Origin of the sequence: Arthrobacter sp. EM1, from assembly GCF_029964055.1 — a bacterium.
Taxonomy (GTDB): Bacteria; Actinomycetota; Actinomycetes; order Actinomycetales; family Micrococcaceae; genus Arthrobacter.
In genome coordinates, this window is sequence record NZ_CP124836.1 from 3,855,560 (window position 1) to 3,879,750 (window position 24,191).

General features: G+C 66.5%; 25 protein-coding genes and 4 pseudogenes. 21 read left to right on the top strand and 8 right to left on the bottom strand.

Annotation, left to right across the window (positions count from 1 at the left end; all coding sequences use genetic code 11):
• The first annotated feature begins 87 nt into the window (after window positions 1–87).
• On the top strand, window positions 88–1,194 hold the full coding sequence (locus QI450_RS17915) for an IS110 family transposase (RefSeq protein WP_282468062.1): 1,107 nt from the start codon (window positions 88–90) through the stop codon (window positions 1,192–1,194).
• Window positions 1,195–1,497: 303 nt separating this feature from the next.
• Here QI450_RS17915 and QI450_RS17920 read toward each other — a convergent pair whose 3' ends face one another.
• The 3 genes from QI450_RS17920 to QI450_RS17930 all read right to left on the bottom strand — a co-directional run bounded on the left by QI450_RS17920 (window position 1,498) and on the right by QI450_RS17930 (window position 3,026).
• Entirely contained in the window at window positions 1,498–2,460 is a 963-nt protein-coding gene (locus QI450_RS17920; RefSeq protein ID WP_282468063.1) for an IS481 family transposase, read from the bottom strand.
• 93 nt (window positions 2,461–2,553) lie between these two features.
• Complete coding sequence (locus tag QI450_RS17925; RefSeq protein ID WP_226773450.1) at window positions 2,554–2,793, bottom strand: helix-turn-helix domain-containing protein; 240 nt, start codon at window positions 2,791–2,793, stop codon at window positions 2,554–2,556.
• 17 nt (window positions 2,794–2,810) lie between these two features.
• Window positions 2,811–3,026: a hypothetical protein gene (locus QI450_RS17930; RefSeq protein ID WP_226773449.1), complete on the bottom strand. Its 216-nt coding sequence runs from the start codon at window positions 3,024–3,026 to the stop codon at window positions 2,811–2,813.
• 401 nt (window positions 3,027–3,427) lie between these two features.
• Between QI450_RS17930 and QI450_RS17935 the strand changes: the two genes are divergently transcribed.
• The 17 genes and pseudogenes from QI450_RS17935 (at window position 3,428) to QI450_RS18015 (ending at window position 18,701) form a co-directional block, all read left to right on the top strand.
• The gene (locus QI450_RS17935; RefSeq protein ID WP_226773448.1) at window positions 3,428–4,279 is read left to right on the top strand and encodes an IclR family transcriptional regulator; all 852 of its coding nucleotides are present in this window, start codon (window positions 3,428–3,430) and stop codon (window positions 4,277–4,279) included.
• Between the two features lie 159 nt (window positions 4,280–4,438).
• On the top strand, window positions 4,439–6,142 hold the full coding sequence (locus QI450_RS17940) for a urocanate hydratase (RefSeq protein WP_226773447.1): 1,704 nt from the start codon (window positions 4,439–4,441) through the stop codon (window positions 6,140–6,142).
• Entirely contained in the window at window positions 6,139–7,761 is a 1,623-nt protein-coding gene (gene hutH, locus QI450_RS17945; protein WP_226773446.1) for a histidine ammonia-lyase, read from the top strand. Before QI450_RS17940 ends, hutH begins: the two co-directional genes overlap by 4 nt.
• Before the next feature lie 149 nt (window positions 7,762–7,910).
• The gene (locus tag QI450_RS17950) at window positions 7,911–8,147 is read left to right on the top strand and encodes a hypothetical protein (protein ID WP_226773445.1); all 237 of its coding nucleotides are present in this window, start codon (window positions 7,911–7,913) and stop codon (window positions 8,145–8,147) included.
• 189 nt (window positions 8,148–8,336) lie between these two features.
• Window positions 8,337–9,449, top strand: a complete 1,113-nt coding sequence (locus tag QI450_RS17955) for a DUF475 domain-containing protein (RefSeq protein ID WP_226773444.1) — start codon at window positions 8,337–8,339, stop codon at window positions 9,447–9,449.
• Between the two features lie 48 nt (window positions 9,450–9,497).
• On the top strand, window positions 9,498–10,088 hold the full coding sequence (locus QI450_RS17960; RefSeq protein WP_226773443.1) for a TerD family protein: 591 nt from the start codon (window positions 9,498–9,500) through the stop codon (window positions 10,086–10,088).
• 36 nt (window positions 10,089–10,124) lie between these two features.
• Window positions 10,125–10,706, top strand: coding sequence for a TerD family protein (locus QI450_RS17965; RefSeq protein WP_226773442.1), 582 nt, complete (start codon window positions 10,125–10,127; stop codon window positions 10,704–10,706).
• Between the two features lie 64 nt (window positions 10,707–10,770).
• The gene (locus QI450_RS17970; RefSeq protein ID WP_226773441.1) at window positions 10,771–11,352 is read left to right on the top strand and encodes a TerD family protein; all 582 of its coding nucleotides are present in this window, start codon (window positions 10,771–10,773) and stop codon (window positions 11,350–11,352) included.
• 29 nt (window positions 11,353–11,381) lie between these two features.
• Entirely contained in the window at window positions 11,382–12,569 is a 1,188-nt protein-coding gene (locus QI450_RS17975) for a toxic anion resistance protein (protein WP_226773440.1), read from the top strand.
• Window positions 12,570–12,603: 34 nt separating this feature from the next.
• Entirely contained in the window at window positions 12,604–13,131 is a 528-nt protein-coding gene (locus QI450_RS17980; RefSeq protein ID WP_226773439.1) for a hypothetical protein, read from the top strand.
• 8 nt (window positions 13,132–13,139) lie between these two features.
• A complete protein-coding gene (locus QI450_RS17985; RefSeq protein WP_226773452.1) occupies window positions 13,140–13,682 on the top strand; it encodes a TerD family protein in 543 nt (180 codons plus the stop codon).
• Between the two features lies 1 nt (window position 13,683).
• The gene (locus QI450_RS17990; protein WP_226773438.1) at window positions 13,684–14,511 is read left to right on the top strand and encodes a hypothetical protein; all 828 of its coding nucleotides are present in this window, start codon (window positions 13,684–13,686) and stop codon (window positions 14,509–14,511) included.
• Window positions 14,512–14,558: 47 nt separating this feature from the next.
• Complete coding sequence (locus tag QI450_RS17995) at window positions 14,559–15,743, top strand: HpcH/HpaI aldolase/citrate lyase family protein (RefSeq protein ID WP_226773437.1); 1,185 nt, start codon at window positions 14,559–14,561, stop codon at window positions 15,741–15,743.
• A gap of 38 nt (window positions 15,744–15,781) precedes the next feature.
• On the top strand, window positions 15,782–17,317 hold the full coding sequence (locus tag QI450_RS18000; protein ID WP_282468064.1) for a phosphoribosyltransferase domain-containing protein: 1,536 nt from the start codon (window positions 15,782–15,784) through the stop codon (window positions 17,315–17,317).
• Window positions 17,302–17,969 (top strand): annotated as a pseudogene (locus tag QI450_RS18005) (cysteine protease StiP domain-containing protein); the annotation flags it as partial. The gene QI450_RS18000 and the pseudogene QI450_RS18005, both read left to right, overlap by 16 nt.
• Window positions 17,970–18,170: 201 nt before the next feature.
• The gene (locus tag QI450_RS18010; RefSeq protein ID WP_282468175.1) at window positions 18,171–18,401 is read left to right on the top strand and encodes an RNA-binding protein; all 231 of its coding nucleotides are present in this window, start codon (window positions 18,171–18,173) and stop codon (window positions 18,399–18,401) included.
• A gap of 129 nt (window positions 18,402–18,530) precedes the next feature.
• Window positions 18,531–18,701: a hypothetical protein gene (locus QI450_RS18015; protein ID WP_282468065.1), complete on the top strand. Its 171-nt coding sequence runs from the start codon at window positions 18,531–18,533 to the stop codon at window positions 18,699–18,701.
• A 582-nt stretch (window positions 18,702–19,283) separates the two neighbouring features.
• On the opposite strand, the gene QI450_RS18020 is transcribed toward QI450_RS18015, so the two are convergent.
• The 3 genes and pseudogenes from QI450_RS18020 to QI450_RS18030 form a co-directional block, all read right to left on the bottom strand.
• Window positions 19,284–19,409 (bottom strand): arginase family protein, encoded by a 126-nt coding sequence (locus tag QI450_RS18020; protein ID WP_282468066.1) that lies wholly within the window; start codon window positions 19,407–19,409, stop codon window positions 19,284–19,286.
• A 10-nt stretch (window positions 19,410–19,419) separates the two neighbouring features.
• Window positions 19,420–19,857: pseudogene (locus QI450_RS18025) on the bottom strand (arginase family protein).
• Between the two features lie 558 nt (window positions 19,858–20,415).
• Window positions 20,416–21,850: pseudogene (locus QI450_RS18030) on the bottom strand (NCS2 family permease).
• Between the two features lie 110 nt (window positions 21,851–21,960).
• Here QI450_RS18030 and QI450_RS18150 point away from each other — a divergent pair.
• Complete coding sequence (locus QI450_RS18150) at window positions 21,961–22,311, top strand: hypothetical protein (protein ID WP_348994518.1); 351 nt, start codon at window positions 21,961–21,963, stop codon at window positions 22,309–22,311.
• Window positions 22,259–22,619, top strand: a pseudogene (locus QI450_RS18155) (hypothetical protein); the annotation flags it as partial. The gene QI450_RS18150 and the pseudogene QI450_RS18155, both read left to right, overlap by 53 nt.
• On the opposite strand, the gene QI450_RS18160 reads toward QI450_RS18155, so the two are convergent.
• Entirely contained in the window at window positions 22,595–22,813 is a 219-nt protein-coding gene (locus QI450_RS18160) for a hypothetical protein (RefSeq protein ID WP_348994519.1), read from the bottom strand. The pseudogene QI450_RS18155 and the gene QI450_RS18160 overlap by 25 nt on opposite strands.
• A gap of 29 nt (window positions 22,814–22,842) precedes the next feature.
• Window positions 22,843–23,022, bottom strand: coding sequence for a hypothetical protein (locus tag QI450_RS18165; protein WP_348994520.1), 180 nt, complete (start codon window positions 23,020–23,022; stop codon window positions 22,843–22,845).
• Between the two features lie 739 nt (window positions 23,023–23,761).
• Here QI450_RS18165 and QI450_RS18170 point away from each other — a divergent pair.
• On the top strand, window positions 23,762–24,190 hold the full coding sequence (locus QI450_RS18170; RefSeq protein ID WP_348994521.1) for a universal stress protein: 429 nt from the start codon (window positions 23,762–23,764) through the stop codon (window positions 24,188–24,190).
• Window position 24,191 lies beyond the last annotated feature (1 nt).

The following is a 24,191-nucleotide window of genomic DNA, read 5'->3' on the forward strand; positions in this document are numbered from 1 at the left end:
GTGGGTTGTCGGTCCGGGTCCTTCCGCACGTGGGTGCGGGGGGTGTGGACTGGCAGAGCCACATTTGAACGTCTGGAGGTTCCAACCATGAATAAGCGTACTTACGTCGGTTTGGATGTCCATGCACGCAGCGTCAAAGGCTGCGCGATCGACCGTGAAACGGGCGAGATCCTGAGGCAGAGCCTTGCCGCGAACGATGCGGGGATCGCCGAGTGGGTTTCCGGGCTGCCGGAGCCGGTCCTCGTTGTCTATGAGGCAGGCCCCACCGGATTCGGGTTGGCCCGGCTACTGGTCAGTGCAGGGGTCGAATGCCTGGTCGCGGCGCCGTCCAAGCTCCAGCGGCCGTCCGGGGACCGGGTGAAGACCGATGCCCGCGATGCCGAACATCTGGCCCGGTTGGCCCTGCTCGGACAGATCACGCCCGTGCGGGTTCCTGGCCGTGCGGATGAAGCGGCGCGGGACCTGGTCCGGGCCCGCGAGGACGTCCGTACGGATCTGATGAGGGCCAGGCACCGGATCTCGAAGCTCCTGTTGCGCCACGGTCTGGTCTACTCCGGCGGCCATGCCTGGACCGATGCCCACCACACCTGGCTGCACCGGCAACGATTCGATGATCCGTCCCTGCAGGCCGCTTACGAGGCCAGCCTGGAGGCCGCGGAGCTGACGCTGGACCGCAGGAACCGTTTGGATGCGAAGATCACGGCCCTCGCGGCCACCGACCGCTATGCACCCGTGGTCCGTGCGCTGATGTGTCTGCGCGGGATCTCGGTGCTCACCGCCTTCGGCCTGGCAGTGGAGATCGGTGATTGGACCCGCTTCACTGGCAGCACCATCGGCGCCTATCTGGGCCTGGTGCCCTCCGAACATTCCTCTGGTGCTTCACGGTCCCAAGGCGGCATCACTAAAACAGGAAACACCCATGCCCGCCGCCTGCTCGTCGAGGCCGCTTGGCATCACCGCCGTCCATATGCCAACGCAAGCCGTGACATGCGTGCCCGCTGGGACGCAGCCGATGAGGCCTCCCGGGTCCGCGGACATCAAGGCAACCACCGCCTGCACCGCAAGTGGGACCAGTTCGAAGCCCGTCACAAACGGCGCGTCATCGCCAACGTCGCTGTCGCACGGGAACTGGCTGGCTGGTGCTGGTCTCTCGCGGCCGCGGTCCAACAGGAGCAGCCATGGACGGATGAATAGACGTGTGCCGTTCCCGGCTCCGTCCGGAGGCTCGGCAGCGTGGAGGAGACCCGCGATACACCTATGGGCAACCGGTAAATTACGGTGACGCCCGACATTGCTAGACCAGCGGCACCCCTCCAGCCGAACACCTCGTCCTGCGGTAGCCAACCCGCGAATATCAGTCTGACAGCGCCGTCGACCACGACGCGCCGGCCGCCGGACCAAGCAGGGGAACGAACACAAAAGAGCGGTCCAAGACATCCAATCTTGGACCGCTCACCCTTGCCCTCTTGACATGGACTACCTACATATCAGTTGTACTCAGCCAGCAGGTTGGTTACATCTGCTGATGGGTGGTCGTCCTCCGAGGGCTGCGTGGTTTCGGCGGTGGTTGTAGAAGTCTAGCCAGCCGGTGAGGGCCTGGGTGCGATGGTTGCTGGAGTCGAAGGCGTCCTTGTAGGCCCAGCCTTCCTGGAGGGTGCGGTTGAACCGTTCGGCTTTGCCGTTTTGCCAGGGGCTGCGGGGTTTGGTGCGCCGGTGTTTGGCGCCGAGGTCAGCCATTACCTTGGCAAAGGCAGCGGACCGGATGTAGGCCAGGGCGTTGTCCGTCATGACCTCTTGCACGGGGGCTCCGTTGGCGGCCATGAACGCTGCGGCGTTGGCCAGGAACGCCGCGCAGGTGGGGCCCTTCTCATCCGGGAGAACCTCGACGTACGCCAGGCGGGAGTGGTCATCGACGGCCACGTGGACGTAGTCATAGCCCAGGCCGCGGCCTCTGACGGCTTCGGATCGGCCGTGGACCCTCCAGCCGCCGCCGTCCGGGATTTTCCCGAGCTTCTTCACGTCGATATGCAGCAGTTCTCCGGCGGTGTCGCGTTCGTAGCGGTGGTCGGTGGCCCGGCCGGCGCGGATGCGTTCGCCGCTGATCGGGTCCAGTTCCCATAACCGGGGCAGCCCGGCCCGGGCGATGATCCGGGAGACCGTGCGGGCCGGGACCTGGCACCGTTCACCCAGCTCGACCGGACCCTCGCGGTGCTTTACCCGCGCCTCGAGGACCTCGTCGATTTTCGCCGCGGGGGTGGCGTGCGGGCAGGAACGCGGGCGTGACGAGCGATCCTCCATCCCGTCCGAGCCGTGCTCCAGATATCGCCGGAACCACCGGTGGGCGCAGGTCCGCGAAACACCCATTTCCTTCGCCACGTGGGCCACGGGACGGCCCTGAAGAACACGCTGGACAAGGATGCTTCTACCGGCAGGAGTCAGACGGGCATTACGGTGGACCATGAAGACCTCTTAGTCGTTCGGTGAGTGTGGTAACCACCAACCTAAGAGGTCTTCACCCTTTCACCGTGTAACCAACGTCCTGGCTGAGTACAGCTAGTGCGCAGCCGACGGGTCCTCGCCGGTGTCGCTGTCCGGTCGCGGCGTGGCCGGTTCTGTGGAGCGGCGGATGTAGTCGTTGACGGCGTCCTCGGGAACCCGGAAGGACCGGCCCACCCGCACCGCCGCGATGGCATGTGACTTCACCAGCCGGTACACGGTCATTTTGGAGACCCGCATGGCCGCCGCGACTTCCGCGATGGTCAGGAAGTGCGAGGACACGTTCGCTGCGCTCATTTCTTCTGGCCTGTCCACTAGTCGGGGCTCTGGAGTTGGCGGTAATCGTAGAAGACCACGTCATCGGGGGAATTGCCGGTTGTCCGGAGGCCCACGTAGGGAGCCTCGATGACAGCCACTTTGCCCAGGTGCCGGCCGTTGAAGGGATCATCGCCAATCAGGACCTGTCCCACCCGGAACGGAATCCGTGGAGTTCCTGCCCGGCCCACTTTTCCGGAGAGAAAACCGGCCATGGTGCGTCTTTGGCGTTGTGTGTGTGGAGATGCGGGGAAAACCATCTGAACCACTCCCTCGGTAGGCGTGCCATTCGGAGATACGGCGAGCCCGGGCCGGCCGCGGCAGGGCTCCCCAGCCAGCGTTCCGGCCGGTCCGGTGCCGCCGTGCAGCCAATGTAACCTTCAGTCCCTTTCGTCACACGAGTAACTTCTACCCCTACCGAAGCTGGCACCACTTGGGTTGCAGCGCCGACTACTTGTCAACCGCAATGCCGGGAGCCGGCCCGGGATCCCGGCGGGCAGCTCACTGGATGTCCGGCATACCAGACACTGCAGCGGGCTTGGGCTGTGCGGGGCGCCCTCCCGGGGGCATGCTTAAGTACGGGATACCGGACACCGTGCAACGTAAATGAGGATCCATGCCAGCCCCCACCAGCACCACAACAGCCAGCGCCGCACCGGCCAGCGACACCACCTCGAAGTCGGTCTCCAAGGTTCCGGCCGCGGAAAACACCCTCCGCATCCTCAAGCTGCTCGCCTCCAGGCGGGGGCCGATGGCGGCCTCAAACATAGCCACCGCGTTGGGCCTGCCGCGCTCCAGCGTCTACCACCTGCTGGGTGTGATGGAGGCCAATGGCTTTGTGATGCATCTGCATGAGGAGCAGCGCTACGGGCTGGGCATCAGTGCCTTCGAACTCAGTTCGGCGTATTCGCGGCAGGAGCCGCTGTCCCGGTTAGGCCGGCCGATGCTCGCCTCGCTGGTGGACGTGATCGGCGAGAGTGCGCACCTGGCCGTGTTGCACGGCCGCGATGTGCTCTACATCGTCGAGGAACGGGCGAAGAACCGCCCGTCGCTGGTGACCGACGTCGGGGTCCGGCTGCCGAGCCACCTCACCGCGAGCGGGCGCGCCATTCTCGCAGCGCTGCCCAAGTCCCAGGTCCGGGCGCTGTACCCGAACGCCGCGGCCTTCAGCGCCCGGCACGAGACGGAATCGCCCATCATGAAGTACTCGGCACTGTCCTCGCATCTGGACCAGGTCCGGCAGCGCGGCTACGCCACCGAGCACGGGGAAGTCACACCGGACTTCGGTTCGATCGCCGCCGCGGTCACCGACCACGTGGGCTGGCCGACGGCCGCCGTTGCCGTGACGTTCCTGGAGGACAAACTGCCGGCGGACCAGTGGCCGGCCCTGGCCGCCAGGGTGCGGAAGGTCGCGGACGAGCTCTCAGTCCGGATCCACGGCCGCCCCGGCCCAACTAGCTCGCAGTAGGTGTCGTTTTGAGCGCCCAAAACGACAATAACTGCGAGCTAGTTGGGTCTGGGATCCCGGACAGCTCCCGCTGATACCCCCTGTTTCCGGGGCTCCGGACAAGCTTTAGTTGATACAGAACCTCATCCCCAAACCAGCAACAGAACAAAGGAGCCCCTGATGGCACCCGCCGATTTCACCACCGGTGCCCGCCCGGTCAAAGCAGCCCGCGGCACCGAGCTCACCGCCAAGTCCTGGCAGACCGAAGCCCCGCTGCGCATGCTGATGAACAACCTGGACCCCGAGGTGGCCGAACGCCCGGACGACCTCGTAGTTTACGGCGGTACCGGCCGCGCCGTCCGCTCCTGGGCCGCGTTCGACGCCATCACCCGCACCCTGGAAACCATGGAAAAGGACGAGACTTTGCTGGTCCAGTCCGGCAAGCCGGTCGGCGTTTTCCGCACCAACGAATGGGCCCCGCGCGTGCTGCTGGCCAACTCCAACCTCGTCGGTGACTGGGCCACCTGGCCCGAATTCCGCCGGCTCGAGGCCGAGGGCCTGATGATGTACGGCCAGATGACCGCCGGATCCTGGATTTACATCGGCACCCAGGGCATCCTGCAGGGCACCTTCGAGACCTTCGCGGCGATCGCCCGCAAGCTCACCGGGGACGAGGACGGCACCCTCGCCGGCACCCTGACCCTCACCGGCGGCTGCGGCGGCATGGGCGGCGCGCAGCCGCTCGCCGTCACCCTGAACGACGGCGCCTGCCTGATTGTCGACGTCGACGAAAGCCACCTCCGACGCCGGGCCGGCAGGCGCTACCTCGACGAGGTGGAAACCGACCTCGACGCCGCGATCGCCAAGGTGCTCAAAGCCAAGGAGGAACGCCGCGGCTGGTCCGTCGGCTACGTCGGCAACGCCGCCGAGGTCTTTCCGGAGCTCCTGCGCCGCCAACGTGCCGGCGAGCTCACGGTCGACATCGTCACGGACCAGACCTCCGCCCATGACCCCCTGAGCTACCTGCCCGAGGGTGTCACGGTGGAGGAATGGCACCGCGAGGCCGCGGCCGACCCGGAAGGCTTCACCAAAAAGGCCCAAGTCTCGATGGCCAGGCACGTGGCGGCCATGGTCGAATTCCAGGACGCCGGCGCCGAGGTCTTCGACTACGGCAACTCCATCCGCGACGAGGCCCGCAAGGGCGGCTACAACCGGGCCTTCGAATTCCCCGGCTTCGTCCCGGCCTACATCCGGCCGCTGTTCTGCGAGGGCCTTGGCCCCTTCCGCTGGGTGGCGCTCTCCGGCGACCCCGAGGACATTGCGGTCACGGATGCGGCCATCAAGGAACTCTTCCCGGAGAACAAGCACCTGCACCGCTGGATCGACGCGGCGCAGGAACGGGTCGAATTCGAGGGCCTGCCGGCGCGCATTTGCTGGCTGGGCTACGGCGACCGCGCCAAGGCTGGGCTGCTGTTCAACCAACTGGTCAAAGAGGGCAAGGTCAAGGCGCCGATTGTGATCGGGCGCGACCACCTCGACTCCGGCTCCGTCGCCTCCCCGTACCGCGAGACCGAGGCGATGGCCGACGGCTCCGACGCGATCGCCGACTGGCCGTTGCTGAACGCCCTGCTCAACACCGCCTCCGGTGCCACCTGGGTCTCCATCCACCACGGCGGCGGCGTTGGCATCGGCCGCTCCATCCACGCGGGGCAGGTTTCCGTCGCGGACGGCACGGACCTCGCCGCGCAGAAGCTCGAACGCCTGCTCACCAACGACCCCGGGATGGGCGTGATCCGCCACGTCGATGCCGGCTACGACCGCGCCGTCGAGGTTGCCGCCGAGCGCGGCGTCCGCATCCCGATGAACGAAGGAACCACAAAGTGACGATCCTCCCCACGAACTCCCGAACCTCGCAAGTCTCCACCCACGAACCACTCACCGTCACCCTCGGCTCCAGCGGTGTCACCCCCGAGGATGTTGTCGCCGTCGCCCGCCACGGCGCCCACGTGGTGATCTCCCGGGAAGCCCTCGACGCCGTCGCCAAGGTCCGCGCCCACATCGACAACCTCGCGCACAGCGGAACTCCGGCCTATGGCATCTCTACCGGCTTCGGCGCCCTGGCCAACCGGCACATCCCGAACGAGCTGCGCACCCAGCTGCAGAAGTCGCTGATCCGCAGCCACGCCGCCGGTATGGGCCCGGCCGTAGAGCGGGAGGTGGTGCGCGGCATTATGTTCCTGCGCGCCAAGACCCTCGCCTCCGGCCGGACGGGCGTTCGCCCCGTGGTGCTGCAGACCATGGTGGATGTGCTGAACGCCAGCATTACCCCGGTGGTCCGCGAATTCGGCTCCCTTGGCTGCTCGGGTGACCTTGCGCCGCTCTCGCACTGCGCCCTGGTCCTGATGGGTGAAGGCGAAGCGATGGGTCCCGACGGCGAGCTGTACGGAGCCAAGGGCGGCCGTCCGGTTGCTGAACTCCTCGCCGCGCACGGGATTGAACCGGTCACCCTGGCCGAGAAGGAAGGCCTGGCCCTGGTCAACGGCACCGAAGGTATGTTGGGCATGCTGCTGATGGCCATCGCGGACCTCCGGCAATTGCTCACGACGGCGGACATTACGGCAGCACTCAGTGTCGAGGCGTTGCTGGGCACGGACCAGGTGTTCCTGCCCGAGCTGCACGCCGCGCTGCGGCCGCATCCGGGCCAGGCCGCCGCCGCGGACAACATGCTCCGGGTGCTGTCCGATTCCCCGATCGTGGCCTCGCACCGGATCAACGACACCAAGGTCCAGGACGCATACTCGCTGCGCTGCGCACCCCAGGTGGCCGGCGCCGCCCGCGACACCGTGGACCACGCCGCACTTGTCGCCTCCCGTGAACTGGCCGCGGCGATCGACAACCCGGTGGTGCTGCCCGACGGCCGGGTCAGCTCCAACGGCAACTTCCATGGCGCCCCGGTGGCCTACGTACTGGACTTCCTGGCCATCGTCGTCGCGGACCTGAGTTCGATCGCCGAGCGCCGCACGGACCGGATGCTGGATCCGGCCCGCTCGCACGGGCTGCCTGCTTTCCTGGCCGCTGACCCCGGCGTTGATTCCGGCCTGATGATCGCCCAGTACACCCAGGCCGGGCTGGTCTCGGACAACAAACGGCTGGCCGTACCGGCGTCGGTGGACTCGATCCCGAGCTCCGCGATGCAGGAGGACCACGTGTCGATGGGCTGGCACGCGGCCCGCAAGCTCCGCCGTGCGGTGGAGAACCTGCGCCGGGTGCTGGCGATCGAGCTGGTGACGTCAACGCGGGCGCTGGACATCCGCAGCCAGCTCTCCGGCGGCCAGCTGAGTCCCGGCCCCGCGGCGGCGGCCGTGATCGCGGCCGTGCGCGACGTGGTCGACGGCCCGGGTACGGACCGTTTCCTCTCGCCGGAACTGGAGGCGGCAGATCACCTTGTTGCCTCGGGCAAGGTCCGGGCGGCCGCCGAATCCGCGGTGGGGAATCTTGCCTGAAAGCAAACAAAGTGCAGGACGGGTGACATTTTCCGGCGCCCCCGAAATAGACGGCAACACGGCGGGCGGGGGCCCGGGAAGTGTAGTACAAAGGGGAAATCACAACAATGAAGTTGTGAGCACGAACCAACACAAAGGGGTAGACGTTCATGAAAGCACGCGGGACGGTTATGACCAGGCGCCTGGCATCGGCCAGTACGGTTTCCGATTGGCGGAGCCTGCAAGCCGGTGACCGGGTCGAAGTCATCAAAAACGCGCAGATTTTGGCGGCCGGTGAAATCGAGGAAGTCTCATTAAGCGGCAGTGTTTTCTGGCTGCTCGCGGCGGACCCGTCCGAGGCCCAGCTCTTCTTAAAATCCGACGGCGTTCAGGTCCGGCGTAGTTAGCCGCGTCTCGTGCTTGTCCGCGCAGAAAGCTGAGTGCCGGCGCCATTGCGCTGCGGGAGGACACGCTGGATAGGGGCAGACCCGGCGGCTAAGATAGGGGCACGAAGTCTTGGGGATAGCTTCCGGGACATTTTCGCCTTCCCGTCGTTCTCGGATCGACGGGACCATCGGTCCAGGAGTTGTTCCAGCGTGTTTTTGAAGACTTTCGGTTGGTCGTTTGCGATCACCAGCATTGCGTTGGTGGTCGCCTTTCTCTATGGCGGCCCCCAAGCCCTGATTCTCTGCCTCATTCTGGGTGTCCTGGAGATCAGCCTGAGCTTTGACAATGCAGTTGTCAACGCCCGCATCCTCGAGCGGATGAACCCGTTCTGGCAGAAAATGTTCCTCAGCGTGGGCATCATCATCGCAGTCTTTGGCATGCGGATCTTGTTCCCGCTCCTAATCGTGGGCGTCACCGCGCAACTGAACCCGGTGGAGGCTGTTAGCCTCGCGATGGAAAAGGGCGATCCCACGGTGCCCGGCACCTACGGTTACGTGCTGCACGAGGCGCACCCGCAGATCGCGGCTTTCGGCGGTATGTTCCTGCTGATGCTGTTCCTGGACTTCATCATGGCTCATCGTGAGATCAAGTGGATCAAGTTCCTGGAGATTCCGCTGGCCCGGCTGGGCAAGCTTGAAGGCGCGTCCCTTATTACCGGATTGGTTGCCCTGGCAATCGCCGGCGCGGCCTCGGGAGACAAGCAGGGAATTGTGCTGCTGTCCGGGCTGCTGGGCCTCATCACCTACTTCCTGGTGAACGGCCTCGGCAACTTGTTCGACGTCGACCAGGACGGCGATGTAGACGCGGACGACGCCAACGCCGTGGTCCATTCCGGGCCCACCGGTGCCGCCAAAGTGGCTGGCAAGGCCGCCTTTATGCTTTTCCTTTACCTGGAAGTCATTGACGCCTCGTTCTCCTTCGACGGAGTCATCGGCGCCTTCGCCATCACCTCGGATCCGATCATCATTGCCCTCGGACTCGGCTTCATCGGCGCGATGTTCGTCCGTTCCCTCACAGTCTTCCTGGTCCGGCAAGGCACCCTTGATGAGTTCGAATACCTCGACCACGGCGCGCACTGGGCCATTGGTGCGCTGGCGGTCATCCTGCTGGTCACCATCGTGGTCCCGATCAACGAAGTCGTCACCGGCCTGATCGGGGTGGTCTTCATCGGCGCCGCGTTCGCAGGCTCGATCCGGCGCAATCGGCGCGCCACCGCTGCCGGCGAGCACGGCAGCCTGCAACCAACTGACGCGGGCAGCTAGTCCACGCTTCAGGATCCACAACCACCACCAAGGAAAGCGAGTACGGCAATGGGTTTGAGTTTGAAAAAAGGCCAGTCACTGTCCCTGACGAAGCAGAACGGTGAATCCCTGACCAACGTCCGGTTGGGGCTCGGGTGGGATTCCGCGGTTCCGGCGAAGCGGGGCTTCTTCGGCGGCACCAAAACCGTCGAGATCGACCTGGACGCGTCGGCCCTTATGTTCGACGCCGCGGGCACTCACCTCGACACGGTGTTTTTCAACCAGCTCACCAGCAAGGACGGCGCCATCCGCCACACCGGTGACAACCTCACCGGCGCCGGCGAGGGCGACGATGAGACCCTGATGGTGAACCTGCCCGGGGTCTCCCCGGCGGTCGCGCACATTGTTTTTGTCATCACGAGCTACAGCCAGCAGACCTTCAATATGGTCGAAAATGCGTTCTGCCGCGTGATCGACGACTCGGTAGCCGGTAGCCCGGAGGTCGCCCGCTACGCCCTCACGGAGTCGGGACCGAACACGGCAATGGTTATGTCCAAGCTCTCGCGCAACGGCAGTGTTTGGAACTTCACGGCCATCGGCGCCCCCGCCAACGGCAGGACCGCCGGCGAGGTCCTCGGCGCCGCTGCCGCCGCCCTCTGATTCCCGTTCAGTACCAGAGCACCTAAGGAGCACCACGTGGCTAGCCTGACCCTGAGCAAGGGAAGCAATCTTTCATTGACAAAAGCGGACCCCGGGCTTCGCAAGGCCATGATCGGCCTCGGCTGGGACCCGCGGACAACGGCCGGGGAACAGTTTGACCTGGACGCCTCGGCGCTGCTTGTCCGGGCTGACGGCAAGGTCCGTTCCAATGACGATTTCATCTTCTACAACCAGCTCTCGTCCGCCGACGGATCGGTCGTTCACCAGGGCGATAACCGCACCGGTGAGGGCGACGGTGACGACGAGCAGGTACTGATCGATCTTGATGCCGTTTCACCGGAAATCCAGAAGATCGTCATTGTCGTTTCAATCGACCAGGCCGAGGTCCGCCGCCAGAATTTCGGGCAGGTGCGCGACGCTTTCTGCCGGGTCGTGAACCAGGAGACCGACAACGAAGTGGTCCGCTACGACCTCACCGAGGATGCTGCCGCCGAAACGTGTATGGTCTTCGCCGAGATCTACCGCAACAACGGTGAATGGAAGTTCCGCGCCGTGGGGCAGGGCTATGCTGCCGGCCTTCACGGTGTCGCCACGGACTTCGGCATCGTACTGGACTAGCACCTGGGGCCCGCGTAGCCGGGCCCGTCAGCACCACCACACAGACCGAACGAGGAGAAAAAGTATGGCTGGCTTGACCCTTACCAAAGGCAGTAACCTCTCGCTCACCAAGACCGATCCGGGGCTGAACAAGGTTCTGATCGGGCTGGGCTGGGATCCCCGGACGACCACAGGCGATGCGTTCGACCTGGATGCCTCCGCGCTCCTGCTCGGCGCCGACGGAAAGGTCCGCAGTTCCGCGGATTTCATCTTCTACAACCAGCCGGCAGCAGCCGACGGCTCGGTAGTCCACCAGGGGGACAACCGTTCCGGCGAGGGCGACGGCGACGACGAGGTCATAGCGGTCCAGCTCTCCGGTGTGGCCGCTGATGTTGAGCGCATCGTCTTTGTGGTCTCGATTGACCAGGCAGAGACCCGCCGCCAGAACTTCGGCCAGGTGCGCGCCGCCTATTGCCGGGTCGTGAACCAGGAGACCGACGCGGAAGTCGTGCGTTATGACCTCAGCGAAGATGCAGCGCCGGAGACCTGCATGATCTTCTCCGAGCTCTACCGAAACAACGGTGAATGGAAGTTCAAAGCGGTGGGCCAAGGCTACGCCACCGGCCTTGCAGGTGTTGCCGCCGATTTCGGCGTCCAGCTCGGCTGACCTGCGACCACAGAAGGAGAACGATACGCATGCAACTCACACCCCCGGAAGCTACGTCCGCTGCGCTGGTACTGAACGCCCCTGAACCCCTGAGCATCGTCAAGGAAGACGACGCGCCGGGGATGGTGCCGGTTCCCGCCGAACGCCAGCAGGAGATCAACGCCCAGGCGCGCGCTTTTATCGGCGAGATCGCGGCGATGAACCCGCACAGCCCCGAATACACCAGCAAGATCGACGGCATCAACCGGCTCGGCGGCGCGGAGCTGGTGGCGTCCGCAAATACCTCCAGCCGCCTGCTGGAACGGTCGTCCACGTCCCTGGCCGGCGCCAAGAAATCGGGCAGCAGTGCCCAGGTCCAGGTGGCGTCCACACTCGGCGAACTCCGCTCCACAGTGGAGGATCTCACACCGAACCACAGCGATTTGAGTGTTGGCCGCAAAATTCTCGGCATCATTCCCGGCGGGAACAAACTGGCCAAATACTTCCAGAAGTATGAGTCGGCCCAGACCCAGCTGGACAAGATCATCAAGTCGCTGATGGCAGGGCAGGACTCGCTGCTGAAGGACAATGCCTCCCTGGCGCAGGAAAAAACCCAGCTCTGGGAGACCATGCAGGGCCTGAGCGAGTACGCCGTTTTCGCGAAGGCTTTGGACGCCGCCACCGCTGCCAAGGTCGATGAAATGAAAGTGTCGGGCCAGCTGGACGAGGCCGGCAAGCTCGATTCGGATGTTTTGTTCCCCATCCGGCAGCGGCACCAGGACATCCTCACGCAGTTGGCGGTATCGGTCCAGGGCTACCTGGCCATCGACATGATCCGCAAAAACAACACCGAGCTGATCAAGGGCGTGGAACGGGCCCGCACCACAACCATCTCGGCGCTGCGGACAGCAGTTATTGTGGCCCAGGCCCTGGCCAACCAGAAGATGGTCCTGGACCAGATCGATGCGATCAACACCACAACTAACAACATGATCCTCAAGACCAGCGAGATGCTCAAGGATCAGACCGGCCGCATCCACCAGCAGGCCGCGAGTTCCGGTGTCAGCGTCGAAACCCTGCAGAAGGCGTTCGACAACGTATTCCAAACCATGGACGCGATCGACACCTTCCGGTCCCAAGCCAACAAGAGTATGGAAGGCACAGTCCATGCCCTTGAATCGGGCCTGGAGCGCGCCCGTCCGTACCTGGACCGGGTCCGCCAGCAGGAGGGGAATTAGCGGCCGCCAGTCCTGAGCAATAGGCTTACGGGCTATGGTCGCAAAATTCTTAGGCTCACTGTTCGGCAGCGGATCGGGTCCCCGTTCCGCTGCCGACGCCGGCTTGCCCGGTGCGGAGTCCGCAGCCCCTGATCCTGCGGCGGACGAGCTGGCCGTCACGGAGGCGGCGTTGCACGATCTGCGCAGGACGGTGCTGGGCAAGGGCGCCGAACTGCCCACTTTGGTGGTCTCCCAAATCCTGCTGCTACTGGACACCCTGAACGCGCTGATCGGCTACATTGTCAGCTCCGGGGCCTCCACCGAACAACGGGTGCTGCTGAACGCGATCATCACCGATTACCTGCCGTCCCCGCTGCGCGCCTACCTGAAGCTGTCGGCGTCGGCGAGGGAGACTGGTTCCGCCGACACCGGTGTGCTGCTCGACCAGCTGGACACGCTGTACGCCACCGTCGGCAACCTGGACAACCAGGTCCGGACGGGGGCCGTCACGGAACTCGCCGTTCACGGCCAGTTCCTCAGGGACAAATTCAACGTCGACGGTCTTCGCTTGGAAGGACACTAGTGGCTTCAATGGTCGCGGGCAGCAACGCCGCCCTCACTGCAGAGAACCCGGGCTTGGGGACAGTGCTGCTGGGGATCGGCTGGGACACGGTGCCCAGCCGCGGTCCGCAACCCGAACCGGTCCCCATGATCATTATGTGTGGACCGGACGGGCATGCTGTCTCGGACGAGCACCTTGTGTTCTTCAACCAGCTCGCCAGTCCCGAGGGCAGCATCGCGTTTGCCGGCACAGAGGACCAGGAGCAGATCGACGTAGACCTCAACCGGGTACCCGAGGCCGTCAGCAAAATTGCGGTACTGATCTACATCGACCCGGATGTTCGCGGGCCCGGCACCTTCGGCGCCGTCAGGAACACCTATCTTCGGATCGCCGACGAGAAGGACCGTGAGCTGCTCCGCTTCCAGGTTCCGCCGGTCAACCTGGACAAAATCAACGCCATGATCCTTGGCGAGCTGTACCGGCACGCCGGAGGCTGGAAATTCCGGGCCGTGGGCCAGGGCTACGAAACCGGGCTTGCGGCAGTTGCCGCCGACTTCCGGCTGAAGCTCTAACGTGGTCCGGGACCGCAACGCCCCCAGGGCGGACCTTGACTATCTCAGCCGCAGGCAAAGGCCCCAGGCCACGCCCCAGGCCACGGGGCAGCAGGTGGTGGCGCCGGCCGCTGAACCGGCCGCGGCAGCGGCCAGCCTGAGTCTCGGAACCCGCGGGACCAGGGCCCCGGCTGCTGTTCCGGCCGCGCACGGTGGCGGCCGGCAAGGTGCCGGCGCCCCGGCTGCGGGCGCAGGGCTCGAGCTCCGGCCCGGCGGTGCCCCGCCGGCGAAGGACCGCCCCGCGACGGCGACACAGTCCAGCGTTCCGAAGCCGGGGCAGCCATTCCCTGCACCCGCCTTCGGTGAGCTCCGACAACTCGACCAGGCACACCCGGTCGTGCGCCTGAATGCCCGGCAGTCGGCGATCGGCTCGCTTCTGGTGACCGGGGCCCGCTCGGTCGCGTGGGAGGATGAACACTTCACCACCGGGGCGCACCACAGTGGCGGGCACCGGGCGGGAACCTCGGTTACTACGCCCGGGAACCGTCCCTTGGCCGGTCTCCAGGACGGGGCCGGGGTGGTGGCCCTGCGCCACGTGCGGCAGCTCCGCCGGGCCTTGTTCATTGCGGGCGAGACCCCGCTCACCATCGGCGTCTTCGACGGGGCGGCTGCGGCGGTTGCGCCGAGGAACGACGCCGGGCTCCGGACGGTGCTCTACCTCGCCCGCATCGGCGCGGTCCTTGAACTGCGTGCCGAGTTCGTTCCGGCCGATGCATCCGATCTGGCCGTGTGGACCTGGTTCGGCTTCAGCATGACGTTACCGTTGGATGAGCGCGTTCTGCGACATTAGTGCGGCGCCGGACCGGCACCACACCCGCAGCTATCACTAAGGGGATTATGCAGCATTTCAGAGCGTTGGCAGAGTCCGTCAAGGAGCGGCTGTTCCATGTGCGGCCCGAGGCACTGGACCGGGCATCGGATCCCGGACTGCTGGCCGTGGCCCTGGGGGCCACGCTCTACACGCCGGCCACCCGGAAGGACCTGGCCGGCGGAATCCGCAAGCAGACAGCGGCAGGCTGCGTGAGTACAGTCATTTGCCTGGAGGACGCCGTGCCGGACGGGGAGGTGCCGGCGGCCGAGGAAAATCTCCTGGCCGCGCTGACAGAGCTTGCTGCCACGGACCGGCCGGACGAATTGCCGCTGATCTTCATCCGCTGCCGGACACCGGAGCAACTGCTGGATGTCGGACGCCGGGCCGGTGCGGCGCTGTGCGCCGTCTACGGGTTTGTGCTGCCCAAATTTGAGAACGAAACCGGGCGGGCGAGGGCCTTTATGGAAGCGCTGCAGCAGTTAAACCGGGATTCCGGCCGCGCCGGGGATCCGCAGCGGCCCCCGCTGCTGGCCATGCCGATCATCGAGGACCCGGCTACCACCCACCTGGAATCGCGGGTCCGTGTGCTGACGGACAACCTGGCGCTCGTCAACGAGTTCCGCGCGTCGGTCCTCTGCATCCGTATCGGCGCAACGGACATGTCCAGTGCTTTCGGGCTGCGGCGCTCCCGTGACCTGACGATCTATCACGTGAAGGTCGTGGCCAGCGTCATCGGCGACATCGTTAACATCTTCGGCCGGCCGGAGGACGGCTGGGTCATCTCCGGTCCCGTGTGGGAGCACTTCGTCAACACGGAACGGGTGCTGCGGCCGCAGCTGCGCTCCACCCCCTTTGAGGCCGCAAACGAGGGAGAACTCCGGAAGCGGCTCCTGACGGAGAACCTCGACGGACTCATCCGCGAGATCGAATTGGACCAGGCCAACGGGCTGCTGGGCAAGACAGTGATCCATCCGAGCCATGTGCCAGTGGTCCACTCCCTGTCCGTGGTGAGCCATGAGGAGTACCTTGACGCCCTGGACATTGCCGGAGACCCCGGCGGCGGCGCCAAGGCCTCGTCGTACGGCAACAAAATGAACGAAGCGAAGCCGCACCGGGCCTGGGCCGAGCGGACGTTGCTGCGCGCCCGTGCGTTCGGAGTCGCCAGGCCCGGTGTCACGTTTGTGGACCTGCTCGAAGCGAGCATGCGATGAGCGCGCGGCGGACCGAAGGTTCCTGGCATGGAAGCTATGTGCGCGACGCACTGGCCGTCCACATCGAAACCGCACCGGACAGCCTGCTGCCGGTGCCAACCCTGGTGGGGCTGGCTCTTCGGCGCAACCCCAAACGTGCCCACCTGCTCGTATCCCGTGTGCTCGCCAAGCACGTGCCCACCGAACCCGGGATCACGACGGCGGCCGGCCGCCTGCTCGGTCTCCTGGTCCGGGCGGAACTGCAGGCGGACGCCCCGGGCGCAGCTGGCAGCGCCCGCGGCGGCGGCACCGGGACGGCCGGGCCGCTGCGGGCAGCCATCGACCACGCTGCCGCAGCGCTGGCAGGACTCCTGGCCCCGGCCCCGGCGCCCTCCGGCGAGGCCCCGTCCCCGGACGTGGACGCCCGGCAGCAACAGCAAACGCGGCGGGCCAGGACCGCTGCCGCCATGGATCTCTGCGACCAGCTGGAAGCGGAACGGGCGGTGTTTACCGGCGTGGCCACGATCGGCTACGCAGAGACCGCCACCGGGCTGGGGCAGCTGGTGGCAGAGCAGCTGGACAGCTATTACATCCACTCCACCCGGCTCGCCGGGGACAGCCTCGCCCCGGCGCCCTACGGCGTCTTCGAGGAATCGCATTCCCATGCCACCTCGCACCGGCTCCTGCCAACCAGCCACGCCGCCCTGGACCTGGCCGGGACGGTGGTCCTGGTCGATGACGAGCTCAGCACCGGCGAGACGATCATCAACACCATCCGGGAGCTGCACCGCAAGGCCCCGCACAGCCGCTACGTCGTCGCCTCGCTGGTTGACCTGCGTTCAGCGGCCGCCAGGACGCGGCTTGCGGAGCTGGCCGGGGAATTGGGCTGCGCCGTCAGCGCCGTCGCCCTGGCTCACGGCAGCATCCGGCTGCCGGCGACACTGGCGGCCGACGCGGCTGAACTGATCCGAACGGCCCCGGTCCCGGAACCCGCCGTCTGCAGCATCGGGAAGATCCGGCAACTGGACCTGAACGACGTCGTCCCGCCGGTCAGGAGCGGACGCTTCGGCGTTGCCGGCAGGCCGGATGCCCGGCAGGCAGGCGACATCGCAACGGCCCTCGCAGCGGACCTTGGCGCGGGCGCCGGGCCGGGGGAACGGCTGCTGGTGCTTGCCACGGAGGAATTCATGGCATTGCCGCTGGCCGTGGCGCTCCGGCTGCAGCAACTGCTCCCCGGCGTTGACGTCCGGTACTCGACCAGTACCAGGAGCCCGGTCGCGGCCATGGACGAACCGGGCTACGCGATCCGATCAGCCCTGGCTTTTGACAGCGGCGACGGGCCGCCGGACGGCCCCGGGCCCCGGTTCGCCTACAACTTCGCGCACCCCGGGGGACGCTTCGACACGGTAGTCATCATGGCTGAGCCTGGCACGCCCGTCGACGGGCTCACAGCCCCGGACGGATCGCGGAGGCCGTGGCCGGCGCCGGCTCCGACGTCAGGCTGGTGCTGCTTCCCCGCCAGGAGCAGTTTCCGGCGCCGCTTGCCGGCCCCGGCTTCGGCTCGTACGCGGCCAGCGACGTGCAGTGGCTGCTGAAGGATCTGAGTTTCGCACGGCTGGAGGCGCCGACGGCGGAGCGCGAAGCGGCCATCCAGTCCGGCAAGGCCAGCTACGCGGAATCGTTGCCGCAGGAGTACGAGCCTTCGGCTGAATACGCGGTGTTGTTCCATCAGGCGCTGGAGAGCTCGGCGGCCAGGCTCGCGCACGCCGTCGGGGCCTTACGGAGCAGGTCCTGAGGCTGCGCGGCAACGCCCCGGTACTGGTCTCGCTGGCCCGGGCCGGAACACCCGTGGGGATCCTGATGAAGCGTTGGGCCCGGGACATCCATGGCCTCGACCTCCCGCACTATGCGGTCAGCATCGTGCGCGGGCTCGGCATGGATCAAACGGCGCTCGGCTACCTCGCCGCACGGCACCAGCCGGAACAGATCATGTTCGTCGACGGCTGGACCGGCAAAGGCGCGATCGCCCGCGAACTGGCGGACGCCGTCGCGCTCTTTCGGAAAACAGACGCCGCTTCCTTCCGGCCGGATCTGGCGGTCCTGGCGGATCCGGGGCACTGTGTCCGGATTTTTGGCACCCGGGAGGACTACCTGGTTCCCTCGGCCTGCCTGAATTCCACAGTCTCCGGGCTCGTTTCACGCACCGTCTTTAACCGGGAACTGATCGGCCCCGGCGATTTCCACGGGGCGAAGTTCTACGCCCACCTCGCGTCCAGCGACGTGTCCACCACGTTCCTGGACGCCGTCACGGCGCACTTCCCAGCGGTCCGGGACGACGTGCTGGCGGCGGCATCCGCAGCACCGGCCAGGGTGGAAGAGCTCCCGGAGCCCGACTGGTCGGGATGGTCCGCCGTCGAGCGCATCAGCAGGGATTTCGGAATCAACAACGTGAACCTCGTTAAGCCGGGAGTCGGGGAGACCACGCGTGTGCTGCTCCGGCGCGTGCCCTGGAAGGTCCTTGTGCGCCCGGACGCGGCGGCCGACATCGGCCATGTGCTGCACCTTGCGCACCAGCGGGGAGTCGAGGTGGTGGAAGTGCCGGGGCTGCCGTACAGCTGCGTCGGCCTGATCCATCCCATCCATACCCTGGCGCTACCGGTGCCGACGGAAAGAGTGTGATCGACGTATGAGTCCGTCAATCCATCCGCAGCCGCGGGCAACAGCCATTGTGGCGAGCGACCTTGACCGGACCCTGATCTACTCGGCGAACTCGATGGCGCTCCCCGCGCCGACGACGCGGCGCCGCGGATGGTGGTTTCGGAAGTTTATAACGCGGCGCCGCTGTCATTTATGACGCGGGCGGCCGAGGATCTGCTGGCGGGGATTGTGGAGCGCAGCCACTTTGTCCCGGTCACTACCCGCACCCAGGCCCAGTTCGCCCGGGTCCGGCTGCCGGCAGCGGCAGCGGGTATGCCGTGACGACAAACGGGGCCGTGCTGTTGGACCACGGGCAGCCTGACCCTGACTGGTCCGCCCATATCCAGCGCTCGATCCGGGACAGTGCGCCCCCTTGGGCGAGGTCCTGGAACATCTGACCGGCGCGGCGGCCGTTTCCGGGATCCTGCGGGTGCGGACGGCGGAGGATCTTTTTGCCTATTCGATCGTCGACCGGACGCGCTTTCTGCCGGTTATCTGGAAGAACTGGCGGCCTGGTGTCTTGACCGGGCTGGACTACGTCCCTGCAGGGCCGCAAGCTGTACTGCGTGCCGGTCCCCGATCACCAAGGAAGCCGCCGTCGCCGAAGTGCGGCGCCGGAACGGTGGCGGGATCGTCATCGCGGCCGGCGACTCCCGGCTCGATGCCGGACTCCTGGAAATGGCGGACCTGGCCGTCCGTCCGGCACACGGTGAGCTGGACTCGGACGGATTTACCCGCGCGAACCTGACAGTGACCGCGGCGTCCGGGGTGCTGGCGGCGAGGAGATCCTCCGGCACATCAGCGGGGTGCTGGAACGGATGCTTCAGCGGACACCGGACGCCCCCGCGGAAGTCCGCGAAGCGCCTACCGCAGCAGTGTATTAATCAGCCGCGCGGCCACCTTCGCGGTGCGGCCGTCAATGTCGAAATCCGGGTTCAGTTCCGCGACATCCAGGTGCAGGAGCTTCCCGCTCGCCCCACCTGGCGGCACACCGCGCTGATCACAGGCAACGGTACCCGTACGCCGCAGGGGCGCTGACCCCGGGCGCCACCGATGCCGGGAGGACGTCCAGGTCGATCGTCAGGTACAGGGCGTCCAGCTGCGCCAAAAAGGCCGCCACAAGGTCTGGGCATTCCCGGCTGAGCAGTCCTCGTCAAGCAGATACTCGACGCCGAGTTCCGCGGCGGTCCGGAAGAGCGCCCTGGTGTTGTTCGGCTCGGAGATTCCGAGACGGCGTACCTCAGTTCCCGCCCCGCGCGGCTTCCGTCCGGGCCATCTGCAGGAACGGGGTGCCGGAGCTCGGCCGGGCCTCGTCGCGGAGGTCGAAGTGGGCATCGAGGTTCAGGACGCCAACACGCAGGCCGCCGCGCACCGCAGCGGAGCCGGCCACGCCCAAGTAGCTCGCAAACGCGGTCTCGTGCCCGCCGCCGAGCACCACGGGCAACTGCCCGTCATCGAGCAAGCCGGTGATGGCGGCCCCGGCACGGGCCTGTCCGGCTCCAGGGCGTCCCGGTCACCGTAACGTCGCCGGCGTCGTGGACGTCCCGGCCCAGGTGGAAAGCGAGCGGACCGAGCGCGGAGCGGATCGCGCGGGGGCCGACGCTGCCCCGTCCGGCCCTTGTTCCGGCGGACCCCGGCGTCGCTGCCGAAACCAAGAATCACCGCCGGACGCGCGGACGCGGGGCGCCCTGATGCTGCTGGACAGGACGCGGGGCATACGGGGTGACGGCCTGCCACCACGCCGGTCCTCGGGGCCGTCCCCGTCGAACCGCCCGTCCAGGGCTGTGGGGGGACATTAACGGCGGGCAGGGAGGAACCATGCCCTAGCTCACCGCAGCCGGGGCCGAAAAACCAGCCGCGCCGCCGCCGTGCTGTCCGAATCCCGGAACCTGCACGTTTAACGGCGCCGAGATGGCATTTCGTGGCAATGTTCCCGGGGGACACTGCCACGAAATGCCATCTCGGCGGGCGGGTAGGCGAGGAGGTGCGGGGTTCCTTAGTGGATGCCCAGCGCAGCCTCGATCGGGCCGATCCCAAAGAACAGCAGGAACCCGCGGCGCGGCCCACATCAGCGGGTGCACTTCGCGGCCGCGGCCCTGGACCAGCCGGATCAGCACAAAGGAGATAAAGCCGGCGCCGAGGCCGTTGGCGATGGAGTAGGTAAACGGCATCAGCTGAAGTCAGGAACGCCGGGATCGCGATGCCCCAGTCCTGCCAGTCGATCTTGCCGACCTGGGAGACCATCATAAAGCCCACAACGACGAGCGCCGGGCCACCGCTTCGAACGGCACCAGGTTGATCAGCGGGGTGAAGAACATCGCGACCAGGAACAGCAGGCCGGTGACGATCGAGCCAGGCCGGTGCGGCACCTTCGCCAATGCCTGCGCCGGATTCCACGTAGATCTGGTTCGAGGAGACGGAGGCGCCGCCGCCGATTATCGCGCCCAGGGCATCAATCTGCAGCACACGGTCCACATTGGGGATGTTGCCGTCCTTGTCGATGGTGCCGGCTTCGGTGGCCAGGCCACCATGGTGCCCATCGCGTCGAAGAAGATGCTCAGCAGGATTACGAAGGCCAGCAGGGTCGCTGCGACGAAGCCGAGGTGTTCGAAGGCGCCGAAGGGGTTGGCCTTGCCGATCAGGGACAGGTCCGGCGCGGCCCATTCGGTGAACTTGGGCGCCACAAGGGACCAGCCCTGCGGGTTGAAGTTCTTGCCGTCGAAGCTGGGTCCAATATGGAGCGTGAATTCCAGGATCACGGACAGGACCGTGGAGGTGACATGCCGATCAGGATGGCGCCCTTGACCTTGCGGACCACGAGGCCGATGGTGAGGACCAGTCCGACGACGAACACCAGCGTGGGCCAGCCCAGCAGTTTGCCGTCGAAGCCGAGGCCGACGGGGACCGTTGGTGCCTGCGACGTCCGGGATGCGCCGGACGAAGCCGGCGTTAAACCAGGCCGATCAGGCGATTGAACAGGCCGATGCCCACCACAATTGCGGTCTTCAACCCTTCCGGGACGGCCTTGAACACGGCGGTCCGGAAGCCGGTCAGGACCAGGATCAGCATGGTGACGCCGGAGAGGACCACCAGGCCCATCATGTCCGGCCAGGTCAGGCCCGGGTTCGTGGCGACGGTGACGGCCACAAAGGCGTTGACGCCGAGGCCCGTCGCGAGCGCGAAGGGATGCTTGGCCAGGCTCCCATCAGGATGGTCAGGATGCCCGGCCACAAAGGCGGTGACGGCCGCGACGCCGGGAAGCCGAGGGTGGCGCCGGAGAATCGGGTCCCGAGAGGATCAGCGGGTTCAAAACCACGATGTAGCTCATGGCGAAGAACGTGGCGAACCCGCCGCGGATCTCGCGCGAGAAGTTCGACCCCCGTGCGGAGATCATGAAATACCGGTCGAGTGGCAGAGCCCTGCTTAAGCATTGGTCCTCCGGGGATGTGGATGGTTACCTGAATCTTATTAGGCGGGCACGCAGCGTCTGGCCCATTTCGCCTAGTCTGTAAGGAACCCAACACTAGGAGCAGCCTTTTCCATGCGCCTCATCCGACAGTTTCTGAGCGCCCTGCTGGGCACCGCAATCTTCGCCGCCGTCCTGCTGGGCGCGGTTGCGCCGGCATCGGCCCACGACGTTGCCGAGTCCACCAGCCCGGCCGCCGGCGCCACGGTGGCCAACGCCGCCAGCGCAGGTGTCGGTGACGTTTTAGCAAGAATCGCTGGGATTGGGTGCACAGATCGTTGTGAACACCGGCGACGGCGCCAACTGGGCCGACGGGGGCCGTCGAAGATCGTGGACAACGTCGCCTCGCAGCGGCTCAGCCCGGCGCCCCTGCCGGGCCGTACACCGTGGCATGGCGGGTCGCCAGCTCGGACGGCACCCCATTGAAGGCACCTTCACCTTTACGGCCACGGCGGGAGCAGCGGGCTCGACGTCGGCGGCCGCAGTCCCACGATGGGAACCGCGCGCCGGGCGTCACAACGGCGCCGGAGCAGCCGGTCGGTTCTGCCGAGCCGTTCCCCTGGAGCATTGTGATCTTCGTGGGGACTGCCATCGGCATTGTGGTGGCCTTGGCCCTGATGGCAAGCGCCGGCTGGCCGGCCGTGACGAGCAGGGTGAGACTGTCAGCAGCCAGGCGGCCGACCGGAGCGAAACCGGGAACTAAGACTGCCTATGCCGGCGCCGCCAGGGCGTAGCTGCCGGGCACCAGCGAGGAAAAACCCTCGGGGTAGACCTTGGCCGAGATCGCTGGCCCACCACCTTCGCCTGACGCAGGACTTCCTTCGGGGTCCGGCGTGATGAGTTCGCCCACCCCCACCAGGTACATCCCGAGGGCGTGCATGGCCGCCGTCAGGGTTTGCCCGGCCGACACGCCGAGCTCGGAAAGCATCCTGCGCAGCTGGCTGTGGGCACAGCGGGTCAGGACGAGATGGTCCCGCGAGCAGGATCCCCGCCGGGCGTGCGGACAGCCCACCGCGGGGTGGGCCCGTCGGCGTCGAGGTGGTCCAGCTGCAGTGCCCGGATATTGGTCCGGACGTCCAACTTGTGGCTGGCGGCATAGTTCCGCAGGTGCCGGAGGATCTCATTGCGTTCCTGCAAAACTGGCGGCGGTCGGCCGCGTCGCAACGTTGCACGGAAGACGCGTTGGCCGGGTGGCCGGCACCCAGCAAATCGAGCCCGTCCACAATGATGGAAGCCACCCCGCGCCGGCTTGCAGCTCGCTCGCCACTGCGAGCCCGGACAAACCGGTGCCGATCACAATGGCAGCGGTCCGTTCGATATCGGCGGACATTGGCGTGCTCGACACTGCAGGGCCTCTCTTCGAATCGTGCCAGTTTGCCGGGCAGGTGCCCGGACGCGTTCCCGGACCGCGTCGACCACGGCTCCCTCGGGTCCCGGGTTCTGAACACGAGTCTCGGTTCAGCAACGAATCGAAGACTATCCACATTTCCTGCCGTGGGATAGACCAAGCAGGAGATAGGCGCCGCCCGGAGCTTCCGGCAGCTTCTTCCGCCCGCAAACCGCGAAAAGTCGGAGAAATCAGCGGTTTCAGCCGCGGAATCTTCGGGCACGTCGGCAGCGGACGCGGCATCCGGCCGCGTCTGGCAGAATAGCCGCAACATCAGGCAAGAATCGCGAGGAGGCGGACCCCATGGGCCCAGAACAGGTGCATCCGGATCCGGCAGGGGATTCCCCCGAAAGCCCGAGGCTCCGCGGGGGATCGTGGTCGGCGTCGACGGCTCAGACCACAGCAAGTGCGCCCTCGTGTGGGCCGCCCGCGAGGCGCAGCGCCGCAAGCGTCCCCTGCACATCGTGACCGCCTATTCAGTGCCGATCTTTGCCGGCGTCAGGACTCGACGGCGGCTACGCGACGGTGGACGATTCGGTGATCCGCGAAGGCGCGGAGGCCATCCTGAAGCAGGCCGTGAACAGGTCGCCGGGTACCAGATCGACGTCGATGCCTCGGTCGAGAACGGCGACGCATCCGGGTGTCCTGCTGGAAATGTCCGAAACCGCGGAGCTGCTGGTATTCGGCACCCGCGGCCGTGGTGGCTTCGTCGGACGGCTGCTCGGATCCGTCAGCAGTGCGCTGCCGGCGCACGCCAAATGTCCGACCGTCACGGTTCCCCTGGTCTGCGGCCGACCGCTGGGCGAGACGACTGTCGACAAGCATGTCCTGGCGGAACAGTCGAAGTCCGGGCACGTACGATCGAAAACGTGGTGGTGGTCGGCGTCGACGGCTCCGAACAGGCCCGGGTGGCGGTAAT